This window comes from Microcoleus sp. Pol10D4 (assembly GCF_036701555.1).
Lineage (GTDB): Bacteria > Cyanobacteriota > Cyanobacteriia > Cyanobacteriales > Microcoleaceae > Microcoleus.
In genome coordinates this window covers 35093-57967 of sequence record NZ_JAUBRA010000035.1, presented here as the reverse complement: position 1 = coordinate 57967, position 22875 = coordinate 35093, and the positions used below count along the sequence as shown (strand labels likewise).

Below are 22875 nucleotides of genomic sequence, written 5' to 3'. Positions count from 1 at the left end.
TCGATCGGGTAGAGTTTGAGATGGAAAGGGCGATCGTATCCCTCGATCGAGCGATCGCCTGTGATTCCATTGTGGCTAGATAAAATTCATTTCAAGAATAGCCAAGATATTAGCAGACTAGAGCAATCCCAAAAAACATATAAAAATTTGGCAAAGGTGTGGGATAAATTGTAAGGTAAAGGTTTTGAGGGTATAAGGAAATCGTATGGCGAGGCAAAAAAAACCTGACCAAAGAGCGATCGGGCAATACAACCACGAAAACCAACAAAGGGTAAATAACCCACCCGTCGGACTGGTTACGCCAGACACCGATCCAGATGGGGATAGCAAAAAATATGCCTACGATCCTCACCTTGACCCTCAGTTAGTTTGGGCTGGCAAAGCAGAACATACTAGCTTTGAAGTCCCTACAGTCTCGCTACACGTTCACGAACGCATCGATCCGCGCAGCATCATTGAAGCAGTGCGGAAGCAAAATCAAAGTCAGGGTGTACAGTTATCTCTGTTTGAAACACCCGAAGAAAATCCTCCGATTCGACAGGCGATCGAGTTTTACAAGCACAAGCATAATTGGAGTAACCGCTTACTTGCTGGAGACTCGCTTTTAGTGATGAATTCCCTATTAGAAAAAGAGGGACTGGCGGGACAAGTACAGATGATTTATTTCGATCCGCCCTATGGGATTAAATATGGTTCAAATTTTCAGCCATTTGTGAATAAGCGAGATGTCAAGGATGGGAAAGATGAGGATTTGACTCAAGAACCGGAAACGATTAAGGCATTTCGGGATACTTGGGAATTGGGGATTCATTCTTATTTAAGTTATTTAAGAGATAGATTGTTGTTAGCGAGAGAGTTATTGTCGGAAAGTGGTAGTATTTTTGTGCAGATTTCTGATGATAATCTGCATCTTGTTAGAAGCTTGATGGATGAGGTTTTTGGAGTATCAAATTTTTGTAGTATTATTACTTTTCAGAAAACGGGGAGCGTTGCATCAAATTTACTAGGCACAACAGTTGATTTTATTATTTGGTATGCCTCTGATAAAAACAAAGCAAAGTATCGCCAACTCTATTTGGAGAGAGAGCAAGGTCGTACATCGCTTGATCGTTATGACTATATAGAGTTTAAAGATGAAACTAACCGCAGATTAACAAAAGATGAAATTCAAGGAAAAATTCCACTTCCAGAAGGTAAGAGATATCGGTTAACTAGCCTTTTTTCTGAAGGTGTTTCTGCTACTGTGCAAGAGTTTAACTTTCAAGGAATAAAGTTTTTACCTAAATCTGGAAATCATTGGAAAACAACCATTGAAGGATTATCAAAACTTAGCATACAAGGTCGAATAGTAAGAAATGGGAATTATATTCAATACAAAAGATATGCTGACGATTTTCCTGTAATTCCTTTGTCTGACAGATGGGAATCTATTCAAATTGGCACAGAGAGACAATACGTTGTACAAACTTCTGAAGTAGTTATTCAACGCTGTCTTTTAATGACTACTGACCCAGGCGATCTCGTTCTCGATATCACCTGCGGTAGTGGCACAACTGCCTATGTTGCGGAACAATGGGGACGGAGATGGATTACTTGCGATACCTCAAGAGTAGCAGTAACCCTGGCCAAACAACGCTTGATGACTGCAACATTTGACTATTATCAACTTGCAAATTCCCAGGAAGGCGTAGGTAGTGGTTTTAAATACAAAACCGTTCCTCACATCACCCTCAAATCGATTGCCAATAACCCAGAAATTCGGGAAGGCATGAACCGCATAGAAATCGAACAAGCTATTAATAAATATGCCGACCAAGAAACCCTCTACGACCAACCCTTGATAGATAAATCCAGAGCCAGAGTTACAGGCCCATTTACAGTTGAAGCAGTCCCCGCCCCCATAGTCAAACCAATTGAGGATGTTATCAATCCACCCGTTGCTGACCAATCAATTGCCCGTTCTGGCGAAACTCTGCGGCAATCAGAATGGCGTGATGAAATGCTAAAAACAGGAATTCGCGGTAAAAACGGGCAATACATCCTGTTTTCGCGAGTCGAAGCTTTACCCGGTACTCGCTGGCTTCATGCCGATGCCGAAACTAAACCTAACGATTTGGGATCAAATACCGTCAAAGAATCTGGCGGCACTTATGATAAACCGATGCGAGTTGTGATTTCTTTCGGGCCAGAACACGCACCCCTAGAACAACGCCAAGTCACTCAAGCTATTGAAGAAGCACAAACTTTAGTACCAAAACCTAAATTAATCATCTTTGCCGCCTTTCAATTTGACCCTGAAGCGGCCAAAGACATCGACGAAACCAACTGGCCCGGTGTCACGCTTCTGAAAGCACAAATGAACATGGATATGCAGACAGAAGACCTTAAGAAAAAACGCGCTAGTAACGACAGCTTCTGGCTGATGGGTCAACCAGATGTCGCCCTCCGCCACATTGATCAAGGCGAAAATAAAGATAAGTGGGAAGTAGAAGTTTTTGGCTTCGATTATTACAACACCAAGACTGGAAATATCGAGTCTGGCAGCGTTGAAAAAATTGCCGTATGGATGTTAGATACCGATTATGATGGCAGAAGCGTTTTCCCGCGTCAGGTTTTCTTCCCAATGGCAGGAGAAAAAGATGCTTGGTCGCGTCTAGCCCGCAATCTGAAAGCCGAAATTGACGATGATTTAATTGAGTCCTATCAAGGGACGGTATCATTGCCCTTTGAAATCGGCGAGTATCAGCGCGTTGCTGTCAAGATTGTGGACGATAGAGGAATTGAGAGTTTGAAAATTATCCAGTTAACGGCATGATTTTCATTATTTATCACAATTCAAACCTTAAGCAACAAATGGAGGAATAAACCATGCTAATAGAAGAATATTTTGAGTTTTTAGCCGAGGATGACATTCGAGTAAAAGGGACAAGAGTGGGAATAGAAAGCATCCTCTATGAATATATTTATCAGCAACGTTCTCCCGAAGAAATTTTAAAACATTTTTACACTTTGACCCTCGATCAAATTTATGCGACTATCCTGTATTATTTAAACAATAAAGCACTCTTAGATAAATATATCGAAGACTGGCTAGAATGGTCGCACCAACAACGAAAAGCCCAAGAATTAAACCCTCACCCAGCTTCGGTCAGGCTCCAAAAAATCAAGGAAGAAAGAAATAAAAACAATGGCGCTCAAGTATCTCATGGATGAAAATATTGACCCGATTTATCCTACTCAAATTCGGAGCAAACAAGTAGAATTAATTATTCGGGTCATTGGCGAACCTTTTATCCCAGCCAAAGGAACTAAAGACCCAGAGATTTTAGAATGGTGTGAAAAATATGATTTTATTTTAGTCACGAATAACCGTAAATCTATGCCTGTTCACTTAAACGATCATTTACAAGCAAATCATCATATTCCTGGGATATTTATTTTAAATGCGAACTTAAGCGTTGGGCAAAACATAGATGAATTAATTTTGATAGCTGAATGTTCTTTTGTCAATGAATATCAAGATCAAATTATTCATCTACCTATCACTAAAGAGGTTTCCTGATGACTCAAGCTATATCCAAGTTAATGACTTTTGATGAATTTCTGGCATGGAAACCAGAAACCGGACGCTACGAACTACATAACGAAGTTATTGTTGAAATGCCAAATCCAACTGGTAAACATTCAGCCAGCGCCGGTTTTCAGGCGTTCGAGTTTGGTTTAGAAATCAGGCGACTACAACTTCCTTACTTTATTCCCAAGGAATGTACAATTAAATTTAGCGATAACTCTGGCTACGATCCCGATGTAATTGTATTAGATAAAGAAGCCGTAGCAGCCAATGAGTCTCGATGGGAAAGAGAATCAGTTATTACTGATGGAGATTCCGTAAAATTAGTGGTTGAAGTGGTCAGCACAAATTGGCGTGATGATTATGCCCACAAAATGATTGATTATGAAGCATTAGGCATTCCTGAATATTGGATTGTAGATTATTTGGGTTTAGGTGGTAGCCGTTATATTGGCTCTCCGAAACAGCCTACTTTATCGGTCTATCAGTTAGTAGATGGTGAGTATCAAATTAAGCTGTTTCGGGGAGATAAAAGGGTTGAATCAGCGGTATTCCCAGAGTTGAATTTGACCGCAGAGCAAATTTTTAATTGTGGGTAATTATTCAGACGACAAATCTTATTATACTAAAAAGTGTTTTAATATAATAAGATTCCGATCCAGCCGTCTTATTTCACTGGAATAACATAAGATAACAAGACCTCAACCTTTGTCCCTCCGTCACCCAATTATGCGATCTGGTCGATACGTCCAACAAATTGAAGGATACAGCGCCTTCATTCCAGCGCCCCTCCCTCCCGAACCGCCCATTAAAATGGACGCAGAGCTTCATCGCTTGCTCTCCAATGCCGATCGAGCTTTGGGAAGACTAGACGGTGCTACCTCTATTTTGCCCAACCCTGACCTGTTCGTAGCGATGTACGTCCGTCAGGAAGCCGTTCTTAGTTCGCAAATTGAAGGAACGCAAAGCACCCTAGAGGACGTACTTCAATATGAAATTGATGTCAAAGGTCAAGAACGCTTTAAAGATGTGCAGGAGGTTGTTAACTACGTTAACGCCATGAACTACGGTTTAAAGCGGCTTCAAGAATTTCCACTTTGTCTGCGCTTGCTGCGAGAAATTCATGCAGAATTGATCAAAGATGTGCGAGGGAGCGATCGCACACCGGGAGAATTTCGGAAAAGTCAAAATTGGATTGGCCCTCAAGGTTGTAACCTGGGTACTGCGGCCTATGTACCTCCAACAGTTGCAGAAATGCACCAATCTCTCGACAACCTAGAGAGATTTTTGCACGATAACAATTCTTTACCTGTACTGATTCATTGCGGATTAGCTCACGCTCAATTTGAAACAATACACCCATTTTTAGATGGAAATGGACGGATTGGACGATTGCTAATTACTTTTCTGCTTTGTCAGCAAGGAATCCTGCAAAAGCCTTTACTATACCTCAGTCATTATCTAAAATTTCACCGAATAGAATATTACGATCGCCTGATGGCAATTCGCACTCATGGTGATTGGGAAGGATGGTTAAAGTTTTTTCTTCAAGGTATTTTTGAAGTCAGTCAGTCAGCAACAACAACAGCCCGTTCTATTCTGGAAATGCGCGAAAAACACCGCGAAATTATTGGGCAGCAAATTTCCAGTAGCAGTTATGGGTTGCGCTTGCTAGAATTACTTTTTCAGCACCCGATCGTGAATATTCGTTTGGTCGAAAATGAACTGCAATGTAGTTACGCAACTGCTAGTAAAATAGTCGATAAATTTGTAGAAGTTACTTTGCTTCAAGAAGTCACCGGTTGGCAACGCAACAGACTTTATCGTTACGAACCCTATCTCAATCTTTTTGAAAGTAGCTACACATTAATCAATCCAGAAAAATCTGATTCTATACCCTCAACTCAAAGTTAATATTTTTTTTAAGACAGCAAATCTTATGTCATCAAAAACTAACATCGATCAACTTATTATCAATTCTCCCTACAAAGAACCCCAACAATATTGGCACTACGATCGCACTTCTCGCCTGTTTAATCTTGCAGAAGGAAGAAGACCCGCAGGCTATATCATTGCTTCCGAAAGCTCCAAAACCTTCGACGATCCAGGCAAATTTGTCGAAATTCCTCTAGTTAACCAAATCCGTCCCCGCGTCAAAGCTTGGTGCAATGAGGGACACCCCGGCGTTACAGGCGTTACCAAACGTCTGCTAGAACACTGGCACAACTCCGAAGAACGGGACTTCCCCTTCTTTTTCTGTCAGTTAGAAGCCATAGAAACCCTAATCTGGCTAACGGAATCCCCCCCGTCTGAAAAAGTTGGTATCGACATCCCTTCCGATGGGGGAAACTTCAAACGCCTGTGTTCCAAAATGGCAACAGGTTCCGGCAAAACAATCGTCATGGCGATGTTAATTGCATGGCAAATTCTGAATAAAGTTACCTATCCCCAAGACTCCCGCTTTTCCAAAGCTATTTTTGTCATAGCCCCCGGACTTACAGTTAAGAATCGTCTGCAAGTTCTGCTTCCCTCTGCTGAAAATAGCTACTACGAAATTTTTAATATAGTGCCTGTTGGCTTATTCGATCAACTTCGTCAAGGCAAAGTTTTAATCCGTAACTGGCACACCCTCAATTGGGAAACTGAGGAACAAATTAAAAAGAAAAAAGGAGTTGATAAACGTGGTGCAAAAAGTAATGAAGCCTACGCAAGGGAGGTTTTAGGTGAACTTGGCAACTCCAGCAACATAGTTGTCATCAACGACGAAGCACACCACGCATGGCGCATTCCTGCTGAATCCAAAGTTAAAGGTGTCAGTAAAGAAGACTTAGATGAGGCAACTAAGTGGGTTGGTGGGTGCGATCGCATCCACCAAGCTAGAAAAATCCTCACCTGCTTTGACTTCTCCGCCACACCCTTCGCCCCGTCTGGTAAAAAGAGTTCAGAAGAAGCTCTCTTTGGCTGGATTGTCAGTGATTTTGGCTTAAATGATGCGATCGAATCTGGCTTAGTCAAGACTCCCCGCGTTGTGATTCGCGACGATGCAAGACTCAACGTGCAAGATTTCAAATCCCGCCTTTACCATCTTTATCGAGATCCAGAAGTTTACGATGATGTAAATCGTAAAGCCAAGCCCAATGAATCGCTTCCTGATTTGCTCAACAACGGCTACCTCTTACTCGGAAAAGATTGGCTGGAAACTGCGAAAGCATGGAAAGAATCTGGGCATAAAGTTCCACCAGCCATGATTTCGATCGCCAACCGTACCGAAACTGCTGCCCGAATCAAATATGCCTTTGACCACAACAAAATTCAGGTCGAAGAACTCTGCATTCCAGAATACACCTTACACATAGATTCTAACGTTCTGAAAATGGCAGAATCCCAAGAGGAAAGCACTGAGATACAAGACACAAACCCAGAGACTGCCGAAGATGATAACTCTGATGATGAGCCTATTCGCAAACTTTCTAAGAAAGAACAGGCAGAACTTTTACGGCAAATGGTGGATACGGTTGGTCAAGTTGGGAAGCCTGGGGAACAGATTCAAAATGTCATCTCAGTTGGGATGCTGTCTGAAGGCTGGGACGCTAAAACTGTAACGCATATTATGGGGATTCGCGCATTCACCAGCCAACTTCTCTGCGAACAAGTCGTAGGTAGAGGTTTACGGAGAACTACTTACGACATCAACCCAGAAACAAAGCTACTTGAAGCCGAATATGTTAATATTTTTGGTGTTCCTTTTACCTTTCTTCCCCACGAATCCGATGAAGGAACTCCGCCTCCGCCCCCTACTCCAAAAACTGAAATTAAACCCGATCCAGAAAAGCAGCAGTTTGAAATAAGCTTTCCAAATATCGTTCGCATTGATTACATTTATAAACCAGAACTCAAACTCGATTTGAGTCAGGTTAAGCCTTTGAAGTTAAATGCCTCTGACAATATTACCCTAGCAGACCTCGCTCCCAGTGTCGATGGCAAACCCGATGTCACGAAAATAAAGGCGATCGACCTAGAAGATTTAGGTCGCAAACAGCGGATGCAAAAAATCACTTTTGAGGTTGCTAGAGATATCTTTGACCAGATGAAACCTGGCTGGAAAGGTAATCGAGAATACTTACTAGCAAAACTGATTCAATTAGTCGAACAATTCATCCACTCAGATTTTATCCAAATTACTCCGCCATTGTTCAATCGAGACGAAATTCGACGACGTATCCTGATCACTCTTAATCTGAGAAAAGTCGTTGAACACATCTGGAACGCTATTTATTTAGAAAATACAGAAAGAATTGAACCAGTTTTTGATCCAGTTCATCCAATCCGATCTACAGGTGATATGCGTTCGTGGTACACAGGTAAACCTTGTGAGTACACTCGTAAATCTCACATCAACTGCTGCGTCTTTGACAGTACATGGGAAGCCAGCGAAGCCTACGAACTCGATAGAGAAAGAAACGCTCATATTGTAGATGCTTGGGTGAAAAACGATCACCTTGGATTTGAGATTCTCTATATTTTTGGCGGAGTTGTTCGGAAATATCGCCCCGACTTTATAGTTCGTCTGAAAAATGGCAATTTTTTGATTCTAGAAACTAAAGGGCAACAAACTCGTCAAGATGAGGCTAAATGGGTATTTCTCGATCAGTGGATTAAAGCTGTTAACCAGCATGGTGGTTTTGGTTATTGGCAGTATGATGTATCCACAAATCCGGCTGATGTTGGATTAATCTTGGAAAAAGCTGCATTTCAGTTGAGATAAAGTTACTATAATATACCATCCGGGGATGAGTAGACCCGACACCTACCCACAAATAATGCAACCCATCCAAATTACCACATTCCAAGCTTTGCGGCGCAGCTTGAGCCTGATAATCAAAGCTGCACCCATTGAACTCCGCAATTTAATATTACTCAATATCATTCGCGGTACAGCCCCATCTGGCGTACTATTTTTAGATAAATTAATCATTGATGAAGTCTCTCGCTTGCTGTCGCAACCCAAAACAGCACAGCCCTTAGCTTTGATACTTTCTCATCCAATATTGCTGTGGAGTATTGCCGGAGTCTTAACTCTCAAATTAGTCAGCGATTCCATCGATACAATGAGTTCCTTTACAGTAACATCTTTGCGCGATCGCCTTCAAGGCGCAGTTGAAGGAAAAGTCCTGGAAAAAGTCGCCAATTTCGACGATATCGCCCTGTTTGAAAACCCAGAACTCTTAAATATTGTAGAACTCGCAAAAACCGGAGTATCCCGAATACAACAACTAGCATTCAGCATCAGCATGACAATCACCGGAATTTTTATATTTATTCCATCTGTCAGCCTTGCTGCTGCTATAGCGTGGTGGGTACCCGTGCTGATGTTAATCTCATCACTTCCCTCAATTTACATCGAAAGAAAATATACCAGAATCATCTGGAGAGTTCAAAAAAAGCAAGCTAAAATTAGTCGCGAAATGAACTTGTCATCACGAGTATTAACTGGGGAAGAATACGCTAAGGAATTGCGTTTGTTTGGGCTGCAAGAACTTTGGCTGAAACGCTGGCAAAGTCAGTTTGTGCAGTTTTTTAGCGAGATGCAGGGCATCCGAAAAAAAGCATCAATCATTGTACTGTTGTGGTCGATATTTAGTAGAATAGGAGTAGCTTTGCCTTTTGTTTATGTAGTAATGGGAGCTTTGGGAGGGCGCTATACTTTGGGGGATTTGGCGCTATATTCTGGTTTGATTGTCCAAGTAGAAAACAGTTTAGAATTATTGATTAATAGTTACACTAATTTGTACGATATTGGCCTCGGTGTCAGTCCGATTTTTCAACTGTTGGATCTGAAGCCAGAATTGCAGTCTCCGCTGGTAAATGTAGCATCTCGCTTGCCAAACTTGCCGGATAGCAGCCAAGATGTTGAGGTGAGAAAAGATAAAATTGGCATCGAAATTAAGGATTTATCTTTTGGCTATCCCGGTAGCACTAAAAACACAATTACAGATATCAACTTAACCATTAATCCGGGGGAAATGCTAGTGCTTGTTGGTGAAAATGGCGCGGGTAAAACAACTCTTGGCAAACTCCTCGGTCGCCTGTACGACCCGACAAGTGGTACGATCGACTGGAACGGCAAAGATTTGCGATCGTACTCTCTAGCATACGTGCGATCGCGCATCGCTGTCGTTATGCAAGATTACGCCCGTTTCCCCTCCACAGTCCGCGAAAACGTCGGTTTCGGCGACTTGCTTTCACTGTCAGATGACACCGCAATTAATGAAGCTATTTCCGAAGCAGGAATTAGCGCCAAAGTCAATAGTCTTTCCGCAGGTTTAGAGACACCGTTGGGGAAACAATTAGAAGACGGCATAGACTTATCGGGGGGACAGTGGCAAAGAATTGCGATCGCCCGCGCCTTAATGCGGCTTTCTACAGCCGAAGTGCTAATTTTTGACGAACCAACCGCCGCCCTCGACCCCAAGACAGAACACGAAATTTACAGCATCTTCCGCCAAATAGCCGCCGGGAAAACAACCATAGTCATCAGTCACAGATTGGGATTAGCAAAAATAGCCGATCGCATCGCCGTCATGGAAAATGGTAAAATAGCAGAAATAGGAACTCACGACGAATTGATAGCATCAAACGGAATTTACTGCTCAATGTTCACCCGTCAAGCTAGTAGCTATATTTAGAGTTAAACAAACAGTCCGCCAGGGTTGAAAACCCCGGCCTCATATCTCCCCAGTCGGTTTCAACCGACTGGGGAGATATTGCAATGCTGGTTCAAAAATGTGTCTTTCAGTCATCTTTGAGAGGACTTTTGCTATGAGACGGGGGTTTTCAACCCGGCGGATTTGTGGGTTAGCGTGGGGAATCTGGCGCGGGTGATTGCGATCAATTATCGCGGATTTGCGATCTAATTTCTCTCGTTAGGTGGCGAGAAACCGAGTTCCTGCGACAATTTTCAGTTGAGTACGAGAAATATCGGAAGAAACGCGGTTTCTGGGATGATTGTGCGAGATAGATTTATGATAGATTAATCTCATTTGTTTTGTGGCAAAGTCTCGATCCCCCCTAGCCCCCCTTAAAAAGGGGGGGACAAAAGTCAAATACAAATTCCCGCTTCTTAACGAGGGGACAAAAGTTCGATTCAAAGTCAACCCCTACTCCCCTTCTTAAGGGGGATTTAGGGGGATCTAGCCTTCGAGGTAAAGCAGAGATACCTGTTTTACTGTTGAATGCGATCTAATTGAGAAAATTGTCAGAAAGTGCGAGCTATAATAAAACCAACCTAGTTGGCGATAATATCAACGATGGAAACTATAACTCTCAACCTACCTGCAGCCGTCGCTTTAACCGACGAACAATTTTATCAATTGTCCATCGCTAATGAAGAGTGGCGATTAGAACAAACCCCAGAAGGAGAACTAATTATTATGCCTCCAACAGGCGGCGAAAGCGGCATCAGAAATTCCGATTTGACTACAGACCTAAATTTGTGGAATCGTCAGACTCGATTAGGAAAAGTCTTTGACTCTTCCACTGTCTTTCAATTACCCAACGGTGCGAAGCGTTCCCCTGATGCTGCTTGGGTACTCCTAGAACGTTGGGAAGCATTATCCGCAGAAGATAAGCGCAAATTTCCTCCCCTGTGCCCGGACTTTGTAATAGAATTGCGTGAAGCGAAGCTATCCCGTAGGGAATCGCAAACTGATTCCCTAGAAACATTGCGGGCTAAAATGCGGTATTATCAAACTAACGGCTGTCGCTTAGGTTGGCTAATTGACCCCCAAACGCCTTTAGTAGAAATCTATCGCTTGTCTGAAGAGGTAGCAGAAGTTATTAATTTCTCTTTTGACCAACCGCCTACACTTTCGGGTGAAGATGTACTTCCCGGATTTCTTCTAGATCTTACACCTATTCTCAATCCTTGAATCTAGATCCAGAACTGTCGCCAAAGTGGCGAGAAACCGGGTTTCTGCGACAATTTGGGTTGAGTACGAAAAATAAGGGAAGAAACCCGGTTTCTGAGATGAGCCTCCATCCACAAAAATGATCAGCAATTATCTCCCCGTCAACGTATCAGCATAAGGATCGGGCAAAGCTTGCTGCACTTCCAAAAGCGGCAAAGGATCTCCAGTCAACGGTTGACTAATCAAATTTTTTTTTACCCCATCCCCCCGGCGATCGCGCTCTTGCAAATGCGATAATTCCTCTTGATAAACCGCAACAATCCGCGCCAAACTCGCCGCCAAATCATCCCAGTTCTCATCTCCCACCAACTTCTCAGAAATTCCCTCAAATAACTCTCCCGCTTGCTTTTTTTGAACATAAGCTTTCAACAGCTTTCCCGACTTTTGCAAAACGGCCTGATAAATATCCCCATCCGACCACCACAGCCCCTGTTGACTCAGTAGCCAAGTCAAAATATACTCGCGAGCGTGTTGCTCCTTCACCCAGGCCGCGAGATACTGCAAATCTTCCATAGTTACAACCGTCTCCTAAAATTTCCTTAAAATGTCCGCTTGTTTGTATCTACCGTTACTGCGATCGACATAATACCTGCCTTATCATCACCTGCCCGCGTCATTAATATCCCTTAAATCTTAAAAAAACCCTACTGATTTACCAAACAGCAATTCTGAGAATATAAAAATAAACCTAAACCTCCTAGGTCTATTGTCCAATACTTTTAGTCCACCGGAAAGCGCTACACCCCGCCTCGCTTTCCTCTCTCGCAAACCTATCATCAAGCGGGAACAACAAGCGGGTTATTAGCATGACAAAGCAAAATTTTGGTTTAATCGGTCTAGCAGTGATGGGCGAGAACCTCGCGCTCAACGTCGAAAGCAGAGGCTTCTCCGTGGCTGTATACAACCGCACAGCAGCTAAAACCGACGAATTCATGGCCAAACGCGCCCCCGGCAAGAACATTGTAGCCGCCAAGACTCTGACAGAATTCGTCGATGCCCTAGAAACCCCGCGCAGAATCTTAGTCATGGTGCAAGCTGGGAAAGCCGTAGATGCAGTTATTGACCAGCTTAAACCCATGCTGTCACCGGGCGACATGATTATTGACGGCGGCAACTCGCTCTACGACGACACCGAACGCCGCACCAAAGATTTAGAATCGATGGGACTGGGATTTGTTGGCATGGGCATCAGCGGCGGCGAAGAAGGCGCCCTCAACGGTGCTAGCCTGATGCCCGGTGGCACGCGCACTGCTTACGGCCTACTAGAGCCAATTCTCACCAAAATTGCGGCTCAAGTAGATGACGGCCCCTGCGTCACATTCATCGGCCCTGGTGGCGCCGGCCACTACGTGAAGATGGTTCACAACGGCATTGAGTACGGGGATATGCAGCTCATTGCTGAAGCCTACGATTTGCTCAAAAACGTTGGTGGATTGGACGGCAAGCAGTTGCAGGAAGTTTTTGCCGAATGGAACACCACAGACGAACTCAACTCGTTTTTGATTGAAATTACGGCTAACATTTTCAAGTATATTGACCCAGAAACTAAGCAACCCTTAGTTGAGGTAATTATGGACGCAGCCGGTCAAAAAGGCACCGGCCGCTGGACTGTAATGAGTGCTTTAGAATTGGGCGTGAGCATTCCCACAATTATTGCTGCTGTGAATGCGAGAATCATGTCTTCTTACAAAGACGAGCGCGTTAAAGCTTCCCAACAACTGACCGGGCCTAGCGGCAAGTACGAAGGCGATACTAAAGAGTTTGTGAACAAAGTTCGGGATGCGCTTTACTGCTCGAAGATTTGCTCCTACGCGCAAGGCATGGCGCTGTTGAGCGCGGCATCGAAGTCGTACAACTATGACTTGAGTTTGAGCGAAATTTCCCGAATTTGGAAAGGTGGCTGTATAATTCGGGCTGGATTTTTGGACAAGATTAAAACAGCTTTTAAGGACGAGCCAACGCTGCCGAATTTGCTGTTAGCGCCGGAGTTCAAACAGAGCATTCTCGATCGCCAATCGGCTTGGCGGGACGTGTTAGCTACTGCTTGCCAACTGGGGATTGCAGTGCCAGCATTTAGCGCCTCGCTGGACTATTTCGACAGCTATCGGCGTGCTCGATTGCCACAAAACCTCACGCAAGCTCAGCGTGATTATTTCGGGGCTCACACCTACGAACGCACCGACAAACCGCGCGGTGAATTCTTCCACTCAGAGTGGACGCAAGTTGCTGAAGAGTCGCTGCAAACCGGTACTACCGACTAATTAATTTTTGTAGGGTGCGTTTCGGCGCACCTTACTAATTAATTATTCTGGTGTTGCTGCTTTGACGTTTGTTTTTGAGATAGTTTTAATATATTCGTCGTTAAAGAGCGATGGCGTCGTTTGTAGTAATTTATGTAATTTCATGAAACCTTTTATAGTAAAAGCCGCTGCCGTTTTCGGTGTGATTGCAACATCGGTATTGGATACATTGAAAGAAGAAGAGTCAAGAAAACGTTTATTAGACAGTGGTATTCTGGAAGTAGATGAAATGACGGGAAAAGAGTTTGAAAATTTTCTATATCTTTATTTTATAAACTTTGGTTATAGTGTTAAGTTAACTCAAGATAGTCAAGATTATGGGGCGGATTTAATTTTATACAAAGATGGATCAACAACTGTCGTTCAAGCGAAGAGAAGCAAAAACCCAATTGGTATTAAAGCAGTTCAAGAAGTAGCAGGAGCCGTCAGACATTACAAAGGGAATAAAGGAAGAGTAATCACGAACAATAGATTTACAGAAAACGCTTACAATCTTGCTAAATCTAACGACGTAGAGTTCTGGGATAGAAAAAGACTCATCGAATTCATCCTGACAGCTAAGAAGTGTAAATAATTTATCTACCCAAGTAAGTTATATATAAAAGATGCACTGCTTTCTCAGTATCTTTAATTTCACTTATTCATCATGTTACAAATTTCTAATACTGTGTTCATTCCTGATGGCGAAATCGAGATTAGTGCGATTCGCTCTCAAGGCGCGGGGGGGCAAAATGTAAATAAGGTGGCCAGTGCTATTCACTTGCGCTTTGATATCCCAGCTTCCTCTTTGCCCGATCGCTACAAGGAGCGTTTGTTGCAAATCAATGACCAGCGCATCACCTCCGAAGGTGTGATTGTCATCAAAGCCCAGGAACACCGCAGCCAGGAACAAAACCGGGAGGAGGCTTTGAGACGGCTGCAAGAACTGATTAAAAGTGCGATCGTCATACCGAAAAGGCGCAAACCCAGCAAAGCGACTCGTAGTTCCCAGCGCAAGCGTCTCGACAGCAAAACCAAGCGAGGGCAGATTAAAGCTCTGAGAGGGAAAGTCACCGATTGAGGGATGAAAGGTCGATCGGGCTTTTTGAGTTTTTACTTCTCAGTCAGGATTTGGTGGGCCTAAGTCGTCAGGCAAATCGTTAAGGGTTTTTCCCAAAGCTTTGCAAAGAGCTTTCATTTGAGCAATGGTCAGTTCTGGTTCGTCTAGTCCTCGTTCCCAGTTACTGATTGCTTGTTGACTTAGGGTTTTTGCGCCCGTTTTGTCGGGAATTTGTTTTGCTAAAGCTGCTTGCGATAAACCAACAGCCTCTCGCAAGATTTGCAGTGCTGGTATATCTTTGGACTCTTGAGTTTGTTTCTTTCGGGGCATATCATGGGAAATTTACAAGCAAACTTGTTGACAACCGCGAGGTTTACAAGTATCCTTGTTAAAGATAGAGACAACAGAAAGGCCGCTGCTTTAGCCGGACGGTGGAAACGCTTTGGTTTAGCAAGCTGCCCTATTTGTAGTTTCTACCCATTATGCCTGCATAGCCCAACCTATTTTCCGGGCTTGGTTGCATGACTCAAACCCGTTTCCCTAGACATTTCCGAACCCCTGCGGGTTAGTTGTCGTTCTGCGAGGGCGATCGACTTGGTAAGTCATCGGGAATTTTAGTTACATCTAATCCTAAAAGCTCAAACATAGTTTTTAGAGAAACCTGGTACAGGTTAGCCATAGCAAGTATGTTTTCAGCATTAGGTAGAGCCTTGCCTAATTCCCAGTCAGCTTGTCTTCGCTCGGAAATTCCGATTTTTTCTTTGACTTGAGGGCGTGTTAGTCCAGCTTGTTCTCTGAGTAGTCTCAATGGAGACTTCTCCTTTTCTTGTAAATCTTCTTCTATCATAGGACGAAATATTCATGAAGCTTACGTCTTGACAAAGGCTTGAATAAGACGTAAACTTCATGTTGGTAGGCAAAACAAAGGCCGCTCAACGAGCCTCCAAGGTCAAAATGCAGGTTTGAAGAACCGCCTTATTTGTTGTGTCTATCAATTATGCCTGCATACCCAAGCGTATTTTCGGGGGTTGGGCGCATACCTCAAGCCCCTTTTTTCTCAACGCCGAGGAGGTGGTGCTATGTAAAAGGTCGATCGACCTCACAGGAGTGCCCAACTCAAAATTGTATCAAAGATCCAGCCCAAAACTTATACTTTGCGATCGCACAACTTCCGTGGTATCGTGCCATTTCTCGAACCATTCCAGATCATGCCCACATCCATTGACAACTTCTACCTAGGCGATGTCGCCTCCAACTTTCACTTTGCAGGCCCGCTGCTAGACTTTGAAGAAGAAATCCAGAATCAATCTCCCTTTCACGATTTAGACTACCTGACAGGCGAAATTAAAAGGGGATTCCTAGACTACGTGCGTCAAGGAATCATGCTGGACGCCATCCGAAAGCTGCGATTGTACAAAGACAAATTCAAAACTTTTAAAACTTACTGTGAGCAAGCATTAGGCAGGCAGTATTTTTACTGCACGCAAATTATTAAATCGGCGAGTATTTGCCTGCGCTTAATTAAAGCAGGATTTGAGATTTTGCCTAGCTGCGTTGCTCAAGTTGTCCCTTTGTTCAAACACGCAATCACCGACCAATACGGCGACAGTCCTTTACAGGAAAAGTGGCAAGAAGTTGTCGATGTCATACCCAAAGAAAGGATTACCGCAGTAACTATTGCCGAAACCGTTGACAACAATCCCAACCTGCGGCTCAAACAAATTCGGATTAAAACCGACACTTACGCCCTTTTAACGAAAAAAGCAGCCGCAGCCGGACTATCAATTTCGGAATTTTTGGCAAGGTTGGTTGACGAATACAATCCCAGAAATTTAGAGCAGCCAGTGGAACATACTCCCGAACAAGAGGAGATTTTAGACCAATTAGACGCGGAGTTTAAGAAGCCAGCAACGGGAAAGGCTTCAACTTCTGCCCAAGGAAAAGTTAAGTCTAAAGGTTTTGGAGTCAAAGTTGAGCCTAAAGGTGGTAAAACGGAAGTGAAGGCGAAAACTTCGGAAAGGGAAGTTAAGGCAAAAACTTCGGAAGGTGAAGTTAAGTTTAAAAATCGGCAAGCTGAAATCAAAGCCGAGAAACAGTCGAATTCATTTAATGAGAAAAATCATGAAGTCATCTGCCCAAAATCCTATCATGCGTCAACTGAAATTAATGGAGGCTCAACTGAACGAAATTCACTGCCACCTTATTAAAGCCAGTGTGTTGAATTGGTGGCAAATAGTTTTGCCTGACGGTCAGAAAATTGCGATCGAGCACGCGGGCGGCGGACACTGGATTTTTCGGGCTAACGGGCTTGAGAAATTTCATCCAGAAGTGCGGCTAGCGGTGTTAAGGGCGATCGCCGAAGGCTGTCGCAGGTAAGTTATCAGGGGGTTTTTCCCTTTGGCGTCTCAAGTAGTCCTGCGGGTGAGGACACGGCTGTGATGCCGTGTCCCGGAAGGGGCTGGTGGGCGGACACTACTACCACGTCTTCTGAAATAGTCAAACCAAAAGCTTTATGCACTTTTTCTAAAGTAAAATCACTTTAAGCTATTTGATTTTTTCCCCTATTTTTCAGAATGGCTGACCTTGACTTATTCTGTCACCGTTCGTGTGGAACTGAGCCAAAGATCAGCGGAAAACAGAACTCTTAGTGAGATGGAAAACCTCAAACCCCGGATTTATAAATGGTGGAAATTCATGGACACAACTGGACTCGAACCAGTGACCCCTACGATGTCAACGTAGTGCTCTAACCAACTGAGCTATGCGTCCTCACGAATTCCTAATGTAGCAGAACATTCGATCGCCTGTCAAGCATAAATATAAGATTTTTTAGGCCGGCACTCTTGACATCTCCCCTAAAGCCCAATCCCCCGCCAAATCCTCACAGTTCGATCGCCCGCACCGCTAGCCAAACTACCCCCATCAGCACTAAACGCCACCGACAAAACCTCGCCCTCGTGGCCGGTCAGAATTTCCAGCAAACCCCCCGTACCCGCATCCCACAAATAAATCGTGCCATCCCGACTCCCCGTCGCCAAAACCCGACCATCGGGACTGAACGCCACACACAAAACATCCCCAGAATTGTCCCTCATACTCCGCAACAGCGTCCCTCGCCCCTGTGCATCCACCCGCCACAGCTTCGCCGTACCATCCCGACTGCCACTTGCCAAAATCAATCCTTCTCCTACTCCCCCCCTTACCAAGGGGGGGCTGGGGGGGGGCGGGCCGGCAAGGGAGTTGGGGGAACTCGCAGCAAAAACGATCGCCCGCACCCAATCCCCGTGCTCTGCTAAAGTACAAATCGATCGATTATTTTGCCAATCCCACAACTGCACAGTCTTGTCCCGACTGCCACTTGCCAAAAACTCCCCGCCAGGACTAAAAACCACCGCCTCCACCGCGCCAGCGTGACCAGTCAAAGCCGACATCCGCCTTCCCTTATTCAAATTCCACAACTGCACAGTTTTGTCCCGACTGCCGCTAGCCAAAACTTGACCATCCCGACTAAACGCCACAGCAGAAACCCTGTCAGAATGACCCGTAAGAGTGTACCACCGCTTACCCTTATTCAAATCCCAAATATGAATCATTTTGTCCCGGCCGCCACTAGCCAAACTCGCACCATCAGGACTAAACGCCACACAAGTCACCCACTCAGAATGACCCGTGAGAGTGTACCACCGCTTACCCGCGTCCAACTTCCACATCTCAATCGTCTTGTCCTCACTGCCGCTAGCTAAAGTCGCGCCATCAGGACTGAAAGCTACCGACGTAACAGCATTAGAATGCCCTACCAGAGTATGAACACACCTCCAAGTAGGCGCGCGTGCCGGTACAACCCGCTGCATCGGCGGCACAGGTAAAATGGTGCCTGCAACCGTTGGCGGCACAGCATTCTGCACCACAGGCGTCCTCTGTGGCACGGAAATTTTAGGCGCTGGTAGGGGCGATGCCCCCGCTCCCGCCCCCGCCGACTGCTGCGGCTGCAAATCTTTCAATACCTCAGCTACAGATTTGTAGCGCCGACTGAGACTCGATTCGATCATTTTGTCGAGGATGCGACTTAATTTCGGATCAATTTGAACCTTCAAAAAGTCTCGCCAAACCCAAGCATCTCGATTGATATCGAACAAATCAAAAGGAGATATTTTAGTCAGCAAATAAATGCAAGTTACTCCCAAACTGTACAAATCGCTGGCATAAACCGCTTGACCTCTAATTTGTTCCGGCGCCACGAATTCGGGAGAACCGATGACTGTACCGGTTTCTCTCAAACCCTCCACAACTTTTGCAGCGCCAAAATCAACTAAAACTAATTCCCCGGTTAATGTTGGGTAAGTATAAATGATGGGAGTTTGAGAAATGCGGCGGCGGATAATATTGGGCGGTTTAATATCTCGGTGAATTACACTGCGATCGTGCACGAACTGCAATACTGGCAATAAATCCTTCAGCAGACTGAGAATCTGACTTTCGCTGAAAGGCCCAGTCCGCGCCAACTCTTCTTGTAAATTGTGACCTTCTATAAATTCTTGTACCAAATACTGATAGCGTTCTTGCTGAAAGTGCGCCAGCAGTTCAGGAATTTGCGGGTGTTTCCCCAACTCGTCTAGCCGCACCGCTTCTCGGTTGAATAATTCTGCTGCTTTTTCGCTGCTGCTGGTACCTTGGGATAAGGGGAAAAATTGTTTAATTGCACAGCGCGGTTTTGAGGGTTTGTCTTGGTCTATTGCTAAAAAAGTGCGACCAAAACCGCCGCGCCCCAGGGGTTTGATGGCGCGGTAACGCTCTCTCAGCAACAGTTTGGAGCCGCAATTCAGGCAGAATTGGGTACGATCGGCATTTTGCGGGTTTTGACAGGCGGGGTTTAGGCAATAACTCATAACTGAACCGAGAAGGAATCAGCAGCACATCTCTATGATACTGAGGCCGGGGGGCGATCGACTCTCGCGTTACAATTATAGTCCTGGACGCACGGGCGACCAGAAACCGGGTTTTTAACCAAAATATTTGCTTCAAACTTTCAATCTCGGTTAAAAACCCGGTTTCTTTGTTCGGGTGTCTAAGTCCTAAATTAAAAATTAAATGACTGAAGTCCTTACTACAAAATGGTTAGGAGTCATGACTTTAGTCCTCATAATTTAAGATGTTGCCTTAACTTCCAGAGCATACTCTTTAAACCTTTCCAAGTCAGCCATAAGAGTCGATTCAACTACTCGCGCTAGAAATGAATTGTCCATCAATTTTGCCAGCCAGCCGGGAACTCCATAAGCTACCGTCAGTTTGACAATGCTACTGTTTTTGCGATCGTAAAATCTGATCGCACCCCGATTTGGCAAACCGTCTACCGATTCCCACTGAATTATCTGATTCGGTACTACTTTGAGAATCCGAGAAAGCCAGCTAAATTCTAACCCGCCAGTTGCGAGTTTCCAGCGCGATAATTCCGGGTTGTCTTCGAGAACGCGAACTGATTCTATCCACTTCATCCAGCGCGGCATTTGCTCTAAGTCTGACCAGAGTTGCCACGCTAATTCGATGGGAACTGCTACTTCTATTTGGACGCTGTGTTCTAACCAATCAGTCATGCGATTTTAGATTTTAGATTTTAGATTTTAGATTTGTTTCTTTCTGGTTTTCTCGTTACTAGGCTCTGCCTGGTAACGCATTTCTAGAGGCTCTGCCTCGCGTTTTCTGTCTAGATACTGGAGGCGGAGCCTCCTGATAGGCATTCCCAGGCATAGCCTGGGAACCAGAGAAGACGAGGGAGAACTAATGACTAATGACTGTAAGCTTCGAGAATTGCCTTAGCCGCTTGATGCCCTGAAAGTGTCGCTCCTTCCATACTATCAATGTAGTCTTGCTGAGTGTAACTTCCTGCTAGAAAGAAATTGGCGATCGGAGTTTTTTGAGCAGGGCGGAAAACATCCATTCCCGGTGCTTCGCGATACAAAGATTGAGCGAGCTTAACTACACTGTACCAAGTCATGTTTAATTCCCGCGCTGAGGGGAATAAATCCTGAACTTGTTTGAGTACGTGTTGGGCGATCGCCTCATTGCTTTGTTTAATAAATGGATCTCCCGGTGTCAGCACCAACTGCAGCAGCGAGCCTTGTCCTTCTTTATAATAATCCTTGGGACTTGTCAGTGCCAAATCTGCAAAACAAGAAAAATCTGCATCTGCTGAATATAGCAAATTATCGATTCCTACAGCGTGGCTCAACTGTTTGCGCTTGGCTTCGTCTTCGAGTTCCGTTACCCAACCGTCGAACCGCAATTGTACTGTAGCAACTGGCACCGCATCTAATTTATAAATGTTGTCAAATTCTGACCATTTGCGCCAGGCTGGGGGCAATATTTTCTGAATTCCTGGTACGTCGCAGGCGAAAACATAAGCGTCTGCGGTAATATTTTCTTCTGTTTCGCCGTTAGCTACTAGCAAGCCTGTTACGCGGGTTTCTTCGCCTTCTTCAAACTGAATTTCTCGGACTCTGCGCCGCGTGTAAATTTTGGCTCCTTTGCTTTCCAAATATTCCACAATTGGTTTGTGCAAATATTCGTTGGGAGAACCAGCTAGCATCCGCATGACAGAGGCTTCGGTTTTTGATGCAAAGAATTGAAAGATTGTCAACATACACCGGGCAGAAATATTTTCAGTGTCGATAAAACCCAGTGCGTAGGCGATCGGATTCCACATTCTTTTGAGCGAGTTTTGGTTGCCACCTTGACTGCGGAACCAGTCAGCGAAGCTAATTTTATCCAAATCGCGGATAGTTTTCATTGCCCCTTCAAAGTCTATCAAACCCCGGACGATCGGGCTAGTTCCCAGGGCGATCGCATTTTGAATTTTGTCTTGTACCGATAGCTGAGATGTCGTGAAAAATGCCTTCAATCCGTGCAAAGGAGCACCCACGGGAAAGCGAAAATCTAAAGAACCAGTTTCTCCGCCTCTATTAATAAAAGTGTGAACGTGTTCTTTGAGGAGCAAATCATCAAAAGCCCCCACTTTTTTCATCAGGGCAAATAAGTTATAATAGCAGCCGAAGAAGACGTGCAAACCCATTTCAACGTGATTGCCGTCGGGATCTACCCAACTGCCGACTTTGCCGCCGACAAAGGGGCGGGATTCAAAAATTTCTACTTCGTGGCCAGCATCCACTAAATCGACTGCTGTGGTCATTCCAGCCAGTCCCGCACCTGCGATCGCAACCCGCATTTTACCTATCCTTTACACTATTTTTACAAATTGTAACAAAATTTAGAATATTAGAAATATTATTAAAGTTCATAAATGCCGATCGACACTTGTACAGCCCTCTGAATTCTGGCTAGGACATCGGCACTAATTTGACCGTAAGGGCCTTGTTCTAGGAATGTCTGCCGCAAAGCAGAAACGTTTTCACATACATCTAGAGAATCAGCTTGCAATCCTCCCTCACCCGCAGGAATCAAGACACGAGTAGGATTTTCTACTCCTGCAAGATTACTTGTGAAAGGAACAACAATTACAGAATCAGTAAACTCGTTGCGGATATCGGGAGAAAACACAACTACAGGTCTTTTTTTGGTATCTCCTAACTGACGCAAAGCCCTTGAAAGATAAATCTCACCTTGGCGAGGATAAGTTTTTCCTGTTGAGTTAGAGTCCATCGCTGCTCCATGTTTCTTCTATCTGTTCCTCTACAAAATTAAACCACTCTTTTTCCTCCTCAATATCTTCGGGGCGGCGGTTTTGATAAAACTTCCGCAACTTATCTTCTATTTGCTTAGCGTACCAGAGACGGAGAGCTTGTTCGATCGCCTCCGTCCAATCATCAGTAAGTTGGTCTATTTTCTCCGCGAATTCAGCATCAAGGGCTACTAACACTTCTCGCTTTTGAGTAGAATTTGACATAATCCTTCTCCTTAATAATTTAAAAACTACGGTGCGCGGCAGCGCACCTTACAAATTACTTTTACCTCTTCCTTCTCAAAACAGTCAACAGTCAACAGTCA

General features: G+C 44.5%; 21 protein-coding genes and 1 tRNA gene. 13 read left to right on the top strand and 9 right to left on the bottom strand.

The window, feature by feature from the left end:
- The first annotated feature begins 205 nt into the window (after nt 1–205).
- The 8 genes from QUA36_RS18025 (at nt 206) to QUA36_RS17990 (ending at nt 11499) form a co-directional block, all read left to right on the top strand.
- Nucleotides 206–2815: a site-specific DNA-methyltransferase gene (locus QUA36_RS18025; protein WP_333458598.1), complete on the top strand. Its 2610-nt coding sequence runs from the start codon at nt 206–208 to the stop codon at nt 2813–2815.
- Nucleotides 2816–2868: 53 nt separating this feature from the next.
- Nucleotides 2869–3213, top strand: coding sequence for a DUF433 domain-containing protein (locus QUA36_RS18020; RefSeq protein WP_333055562.1), 345 nt, complete (start codon nt 2869–2871; stop codon nt 3211–3213).
- Nucleotides 3206–3562 (top strand): hypothetical protein, encoded by a 357-nt coding sequence (locus QUA36_RS18015; protein ID WP_333102654.1) that lies wholly within the window; start codon nt 3206–3208, stop codon nt 3560–3562. Before QUA36_RS18020 ends, QUA36_RS18015 begins: the two co-directional genes overlap by 8 nt.
- Complete coding sequence (locus QUA36_RS18010; RefSeq protein WP_333458597.1) at nt 3562–4170, top strand: Uma2 family endonuclease; 609 nt, start codon at nt 3562–3564, stop codon at nt 4168–4170. Before QUA36_RS18015 ends, QUA36_RS18010 begins: the two co-directional genes overlap by 1 nt.
- A gap of 130 nt (nt 4171–4300) precedes the next feature.
- A complete protein-coding gene (locus tag QUA36_RS18005; RefSeq protein WP_333344135.1) occupies nt 4301–5485 on the top strand; it encodes a Fic family protein in 1185 nt (394 codons plus the stop codon).
- A 25-nt stretch (nt 5486–5510) separates the two neighbouring features.
- Entirely contained in the window at nt 5511–8336 is a 2826-nt protein-coding gene (locus tag QUA36_RS18000) for a BPTD_3080 family restriction endonuclease (protein ID WP_333458596.1), read from the top strand.
- Between the two features lie 55 nt (nt 8337–8391).
- Entirely contained in the window at nt 8392–10257 is a 1866-nt protein-coding gene (locus QUA36_RS17995; RefSeq protein WP_333458595.1) for an ABC transporter ATP-binding protein, read from the top strand.
- A gap of 621 nt (nt 10258–10878) precedes the next feature.
- A complete protein-coding gene (locus QUA36_RS17990; RefSeq protein ID WP_333452839.1) occupies nt 10879–11499 on the top strand; it encodes a Uma2 family endonuclease in 621 nt (206 codons plus the stop codon).
- A gap of 129 nt (nt 11500–11628) precedes the next feature.
- Here the strand turns inward: QUA36_RS17990 and QUA36_RS17985 are convergent, their stop codons facing one another.
- Complete coding sequence (locus QUA36_RS17985) at nt 11629–12051, bottom strand: hypothetical protein (RefSeq protein ID WP_333160556.1); 423 nt, start codon at nt 12049–12051, stop codon at nt 11629–11631.
- Nucleotides 12052–12344: 293 nt separating this feature from the next.
- Between QUA36_RS17985 and gnd the strand changes: the two genes are divergently transcribed.
- The 3 genes from gnd (at nt 12345) to arfB (ending at nt 14898) form a co-directional block, all read left to right on the top strand.
- The gene (gene gnd / locus QUA36_RS17980) at nt 12345–13799 is read left to right on the top strand and encodes a decarboxylating NADP(+)-dependent phosphogluconate dehydrogenase (RefSeq protein ID WP_333452837.1); all 1455 of its coding nucleotides are present in this window, start codon (nt 12345–12347) and stop codon (nt 13797–13799) included.
- A gap of 142 nt (nt 13800–13941) precedes the next feature.
- On the top strand, nt 13942–14412 hold the full coding sequence (locus tag QUA36_RS17975; RefSeq protein WP_333458594.1) for a restriction endonuclease: 471 nt from the start codon (nt 13942–13944) through the stop codon (nt 14410–14412).
- Between the two features lie 72 nt (nt 14413–14484).
- Nucleotides 14485–14898 carry an alternative ribosome rescue aminoacyl-tRNA hydrolase ArfB gene (gene arfB, locus QUA36_RS17970; protein WP_333102661.1) on the top strand — a complete coding sequence of 138 codons (414 nt, stop codon included), beginning with the start codon at nt 14485–14487 and terminating at the stop codon, nt 14896–14898.
- Nucleotides 14899–14937: 39 nt separating this feature from the next.
- Here arfB and QUA36_RS17965 read toward each other — a convergent pair whose 3' ends face one another.
- Both QUA36_RS17965 and QUA36_RS17960 read right to left on the bottom strand, forming a co-directional pair.
- Nucleotides 14938–15207: a helix-turn-helix transcriptional regulator gene (locus QUA36_RS17965; RefSeq protein ID WP_333160550.1), complete on the bottom strand. Its 270-nt coding sequence runs from the start codon at nt 15205–15207 to the stop codon at nt 14938–14940.
- Between the two features lie 235 nt (nt 15208–15442).
- The gene (locus QUA36_RS17960; RefSeq protein ID WP_333028172.1) at nt 15443–15724 is read right to left on the bottom strand and encodes a helix-turn-helix transcriptional regulator; all 282 of its coding nucleotides are present in this window, start codon (nt 15722–15724) and stop codon (nt 15443–15445) included.
- Nucleotides 15725–16085: 361 nt separating this feature from the next.
- Between QUA36_RS17960 and QUA36_RS17955 the strand changes: the two genes are divergently transcribed.
- Nucleotides 16086–17084 carry a hypothetical protein gene (locus QUA36_RS17955; protein ID WP_333458593.1) on the top strand — a complete coding sequence of 333 codons (999 nt, stop codon included), beginning with the start codon at nt 16086–16088 and terminating at the stop codon, nt 17082–17084.
- Entirely contained in the window at nt 17026–17253 is a 228-nt protein-coding gene (locus QUA36_RS17950) for a hypothetical protein (protein ID WP_333160543.1), read from the top strand. The genes QUA36_RS17955 and QUA36_RS17950 overlap by 59 nt, the downstream gene beginning before the upstream one ends.
- 319 nt (nt 17254–17572) lie before the next feature.
- Here the strand turns inward: QUA36_RS17950 and QUA36_RS17945 are convergent.
- The 6 genes from QUA36_RS17945 to QUA36_RS17920 form a co-directional block, all read right to left on the bottom strand.
- A tRNA-Val gene (locus QUA36_RS17945) sits at nt 17573–17646 on the bottom strand.
- 86 nt (nt 17647–17732) lie between these two features.
- Nucleotides 17733–19763, bottom strand: a complete 2031-nt coding sequence (locus QUA36_RS17940; protein ID WP_333458592.1) for a serine/threonine-protein kinase — start codon at nt 19761–19763, stop codon at nt 17733–17735.
- A gap of 258 nt (nt 19764–20021) precedes the next feature.
- Nucleotides 20022–20468, bottom strand: a complete 447-nt coding sequence (locus QUA36_RS17935) for an SRPBCC family protein (RefSeq protein ID WP_333456033.1) — start codon at nt 20466–20468, stop codon at nt 20022–20024.
- 191 nt (nt 20469–20659) lie between these two features.
- On the bottom strand, nt 20660–22096 hold the full coding sequence (zds, locus tag QUA36_RS17930; RefSeq protein ID WP_333458591.1) for a 9,9'-di-cis-zeta-carotene desaturase: 1437 nt from the start codon (nt 22094–22096) through the stop codon (nt 20660–20662).
- Between the two features lie 62 nt (nt 22097–22158).
- Nucleotides 22159–22530: a type II toxin-antitoxin system PemK/MazF family toxin gene (locus QUA36_RS17925; protein WP_333160535.1), complete on the bottom strand. Its 372-nt coding sequence runs from the start codon at nt 22528–22530 to the stop codon at nt 22159–22161.
- Nucleotides 22520–22774 (bottom strand): hypothetical protein, encoded by a 255-nt coding sequence (locus QUA36_RS17920; protein WP_333458590.1) that lies wholly within the window; start codon nt 22772–22774, stop codon nt 22520–22522. Before QUA36_RS17920 ends, QUA36_RS17925 begins: the two co-directional genes overlap by 11 nt.
- Between the last annotated feature and the right edge of the window lie 101 nt (nt 22775–22875).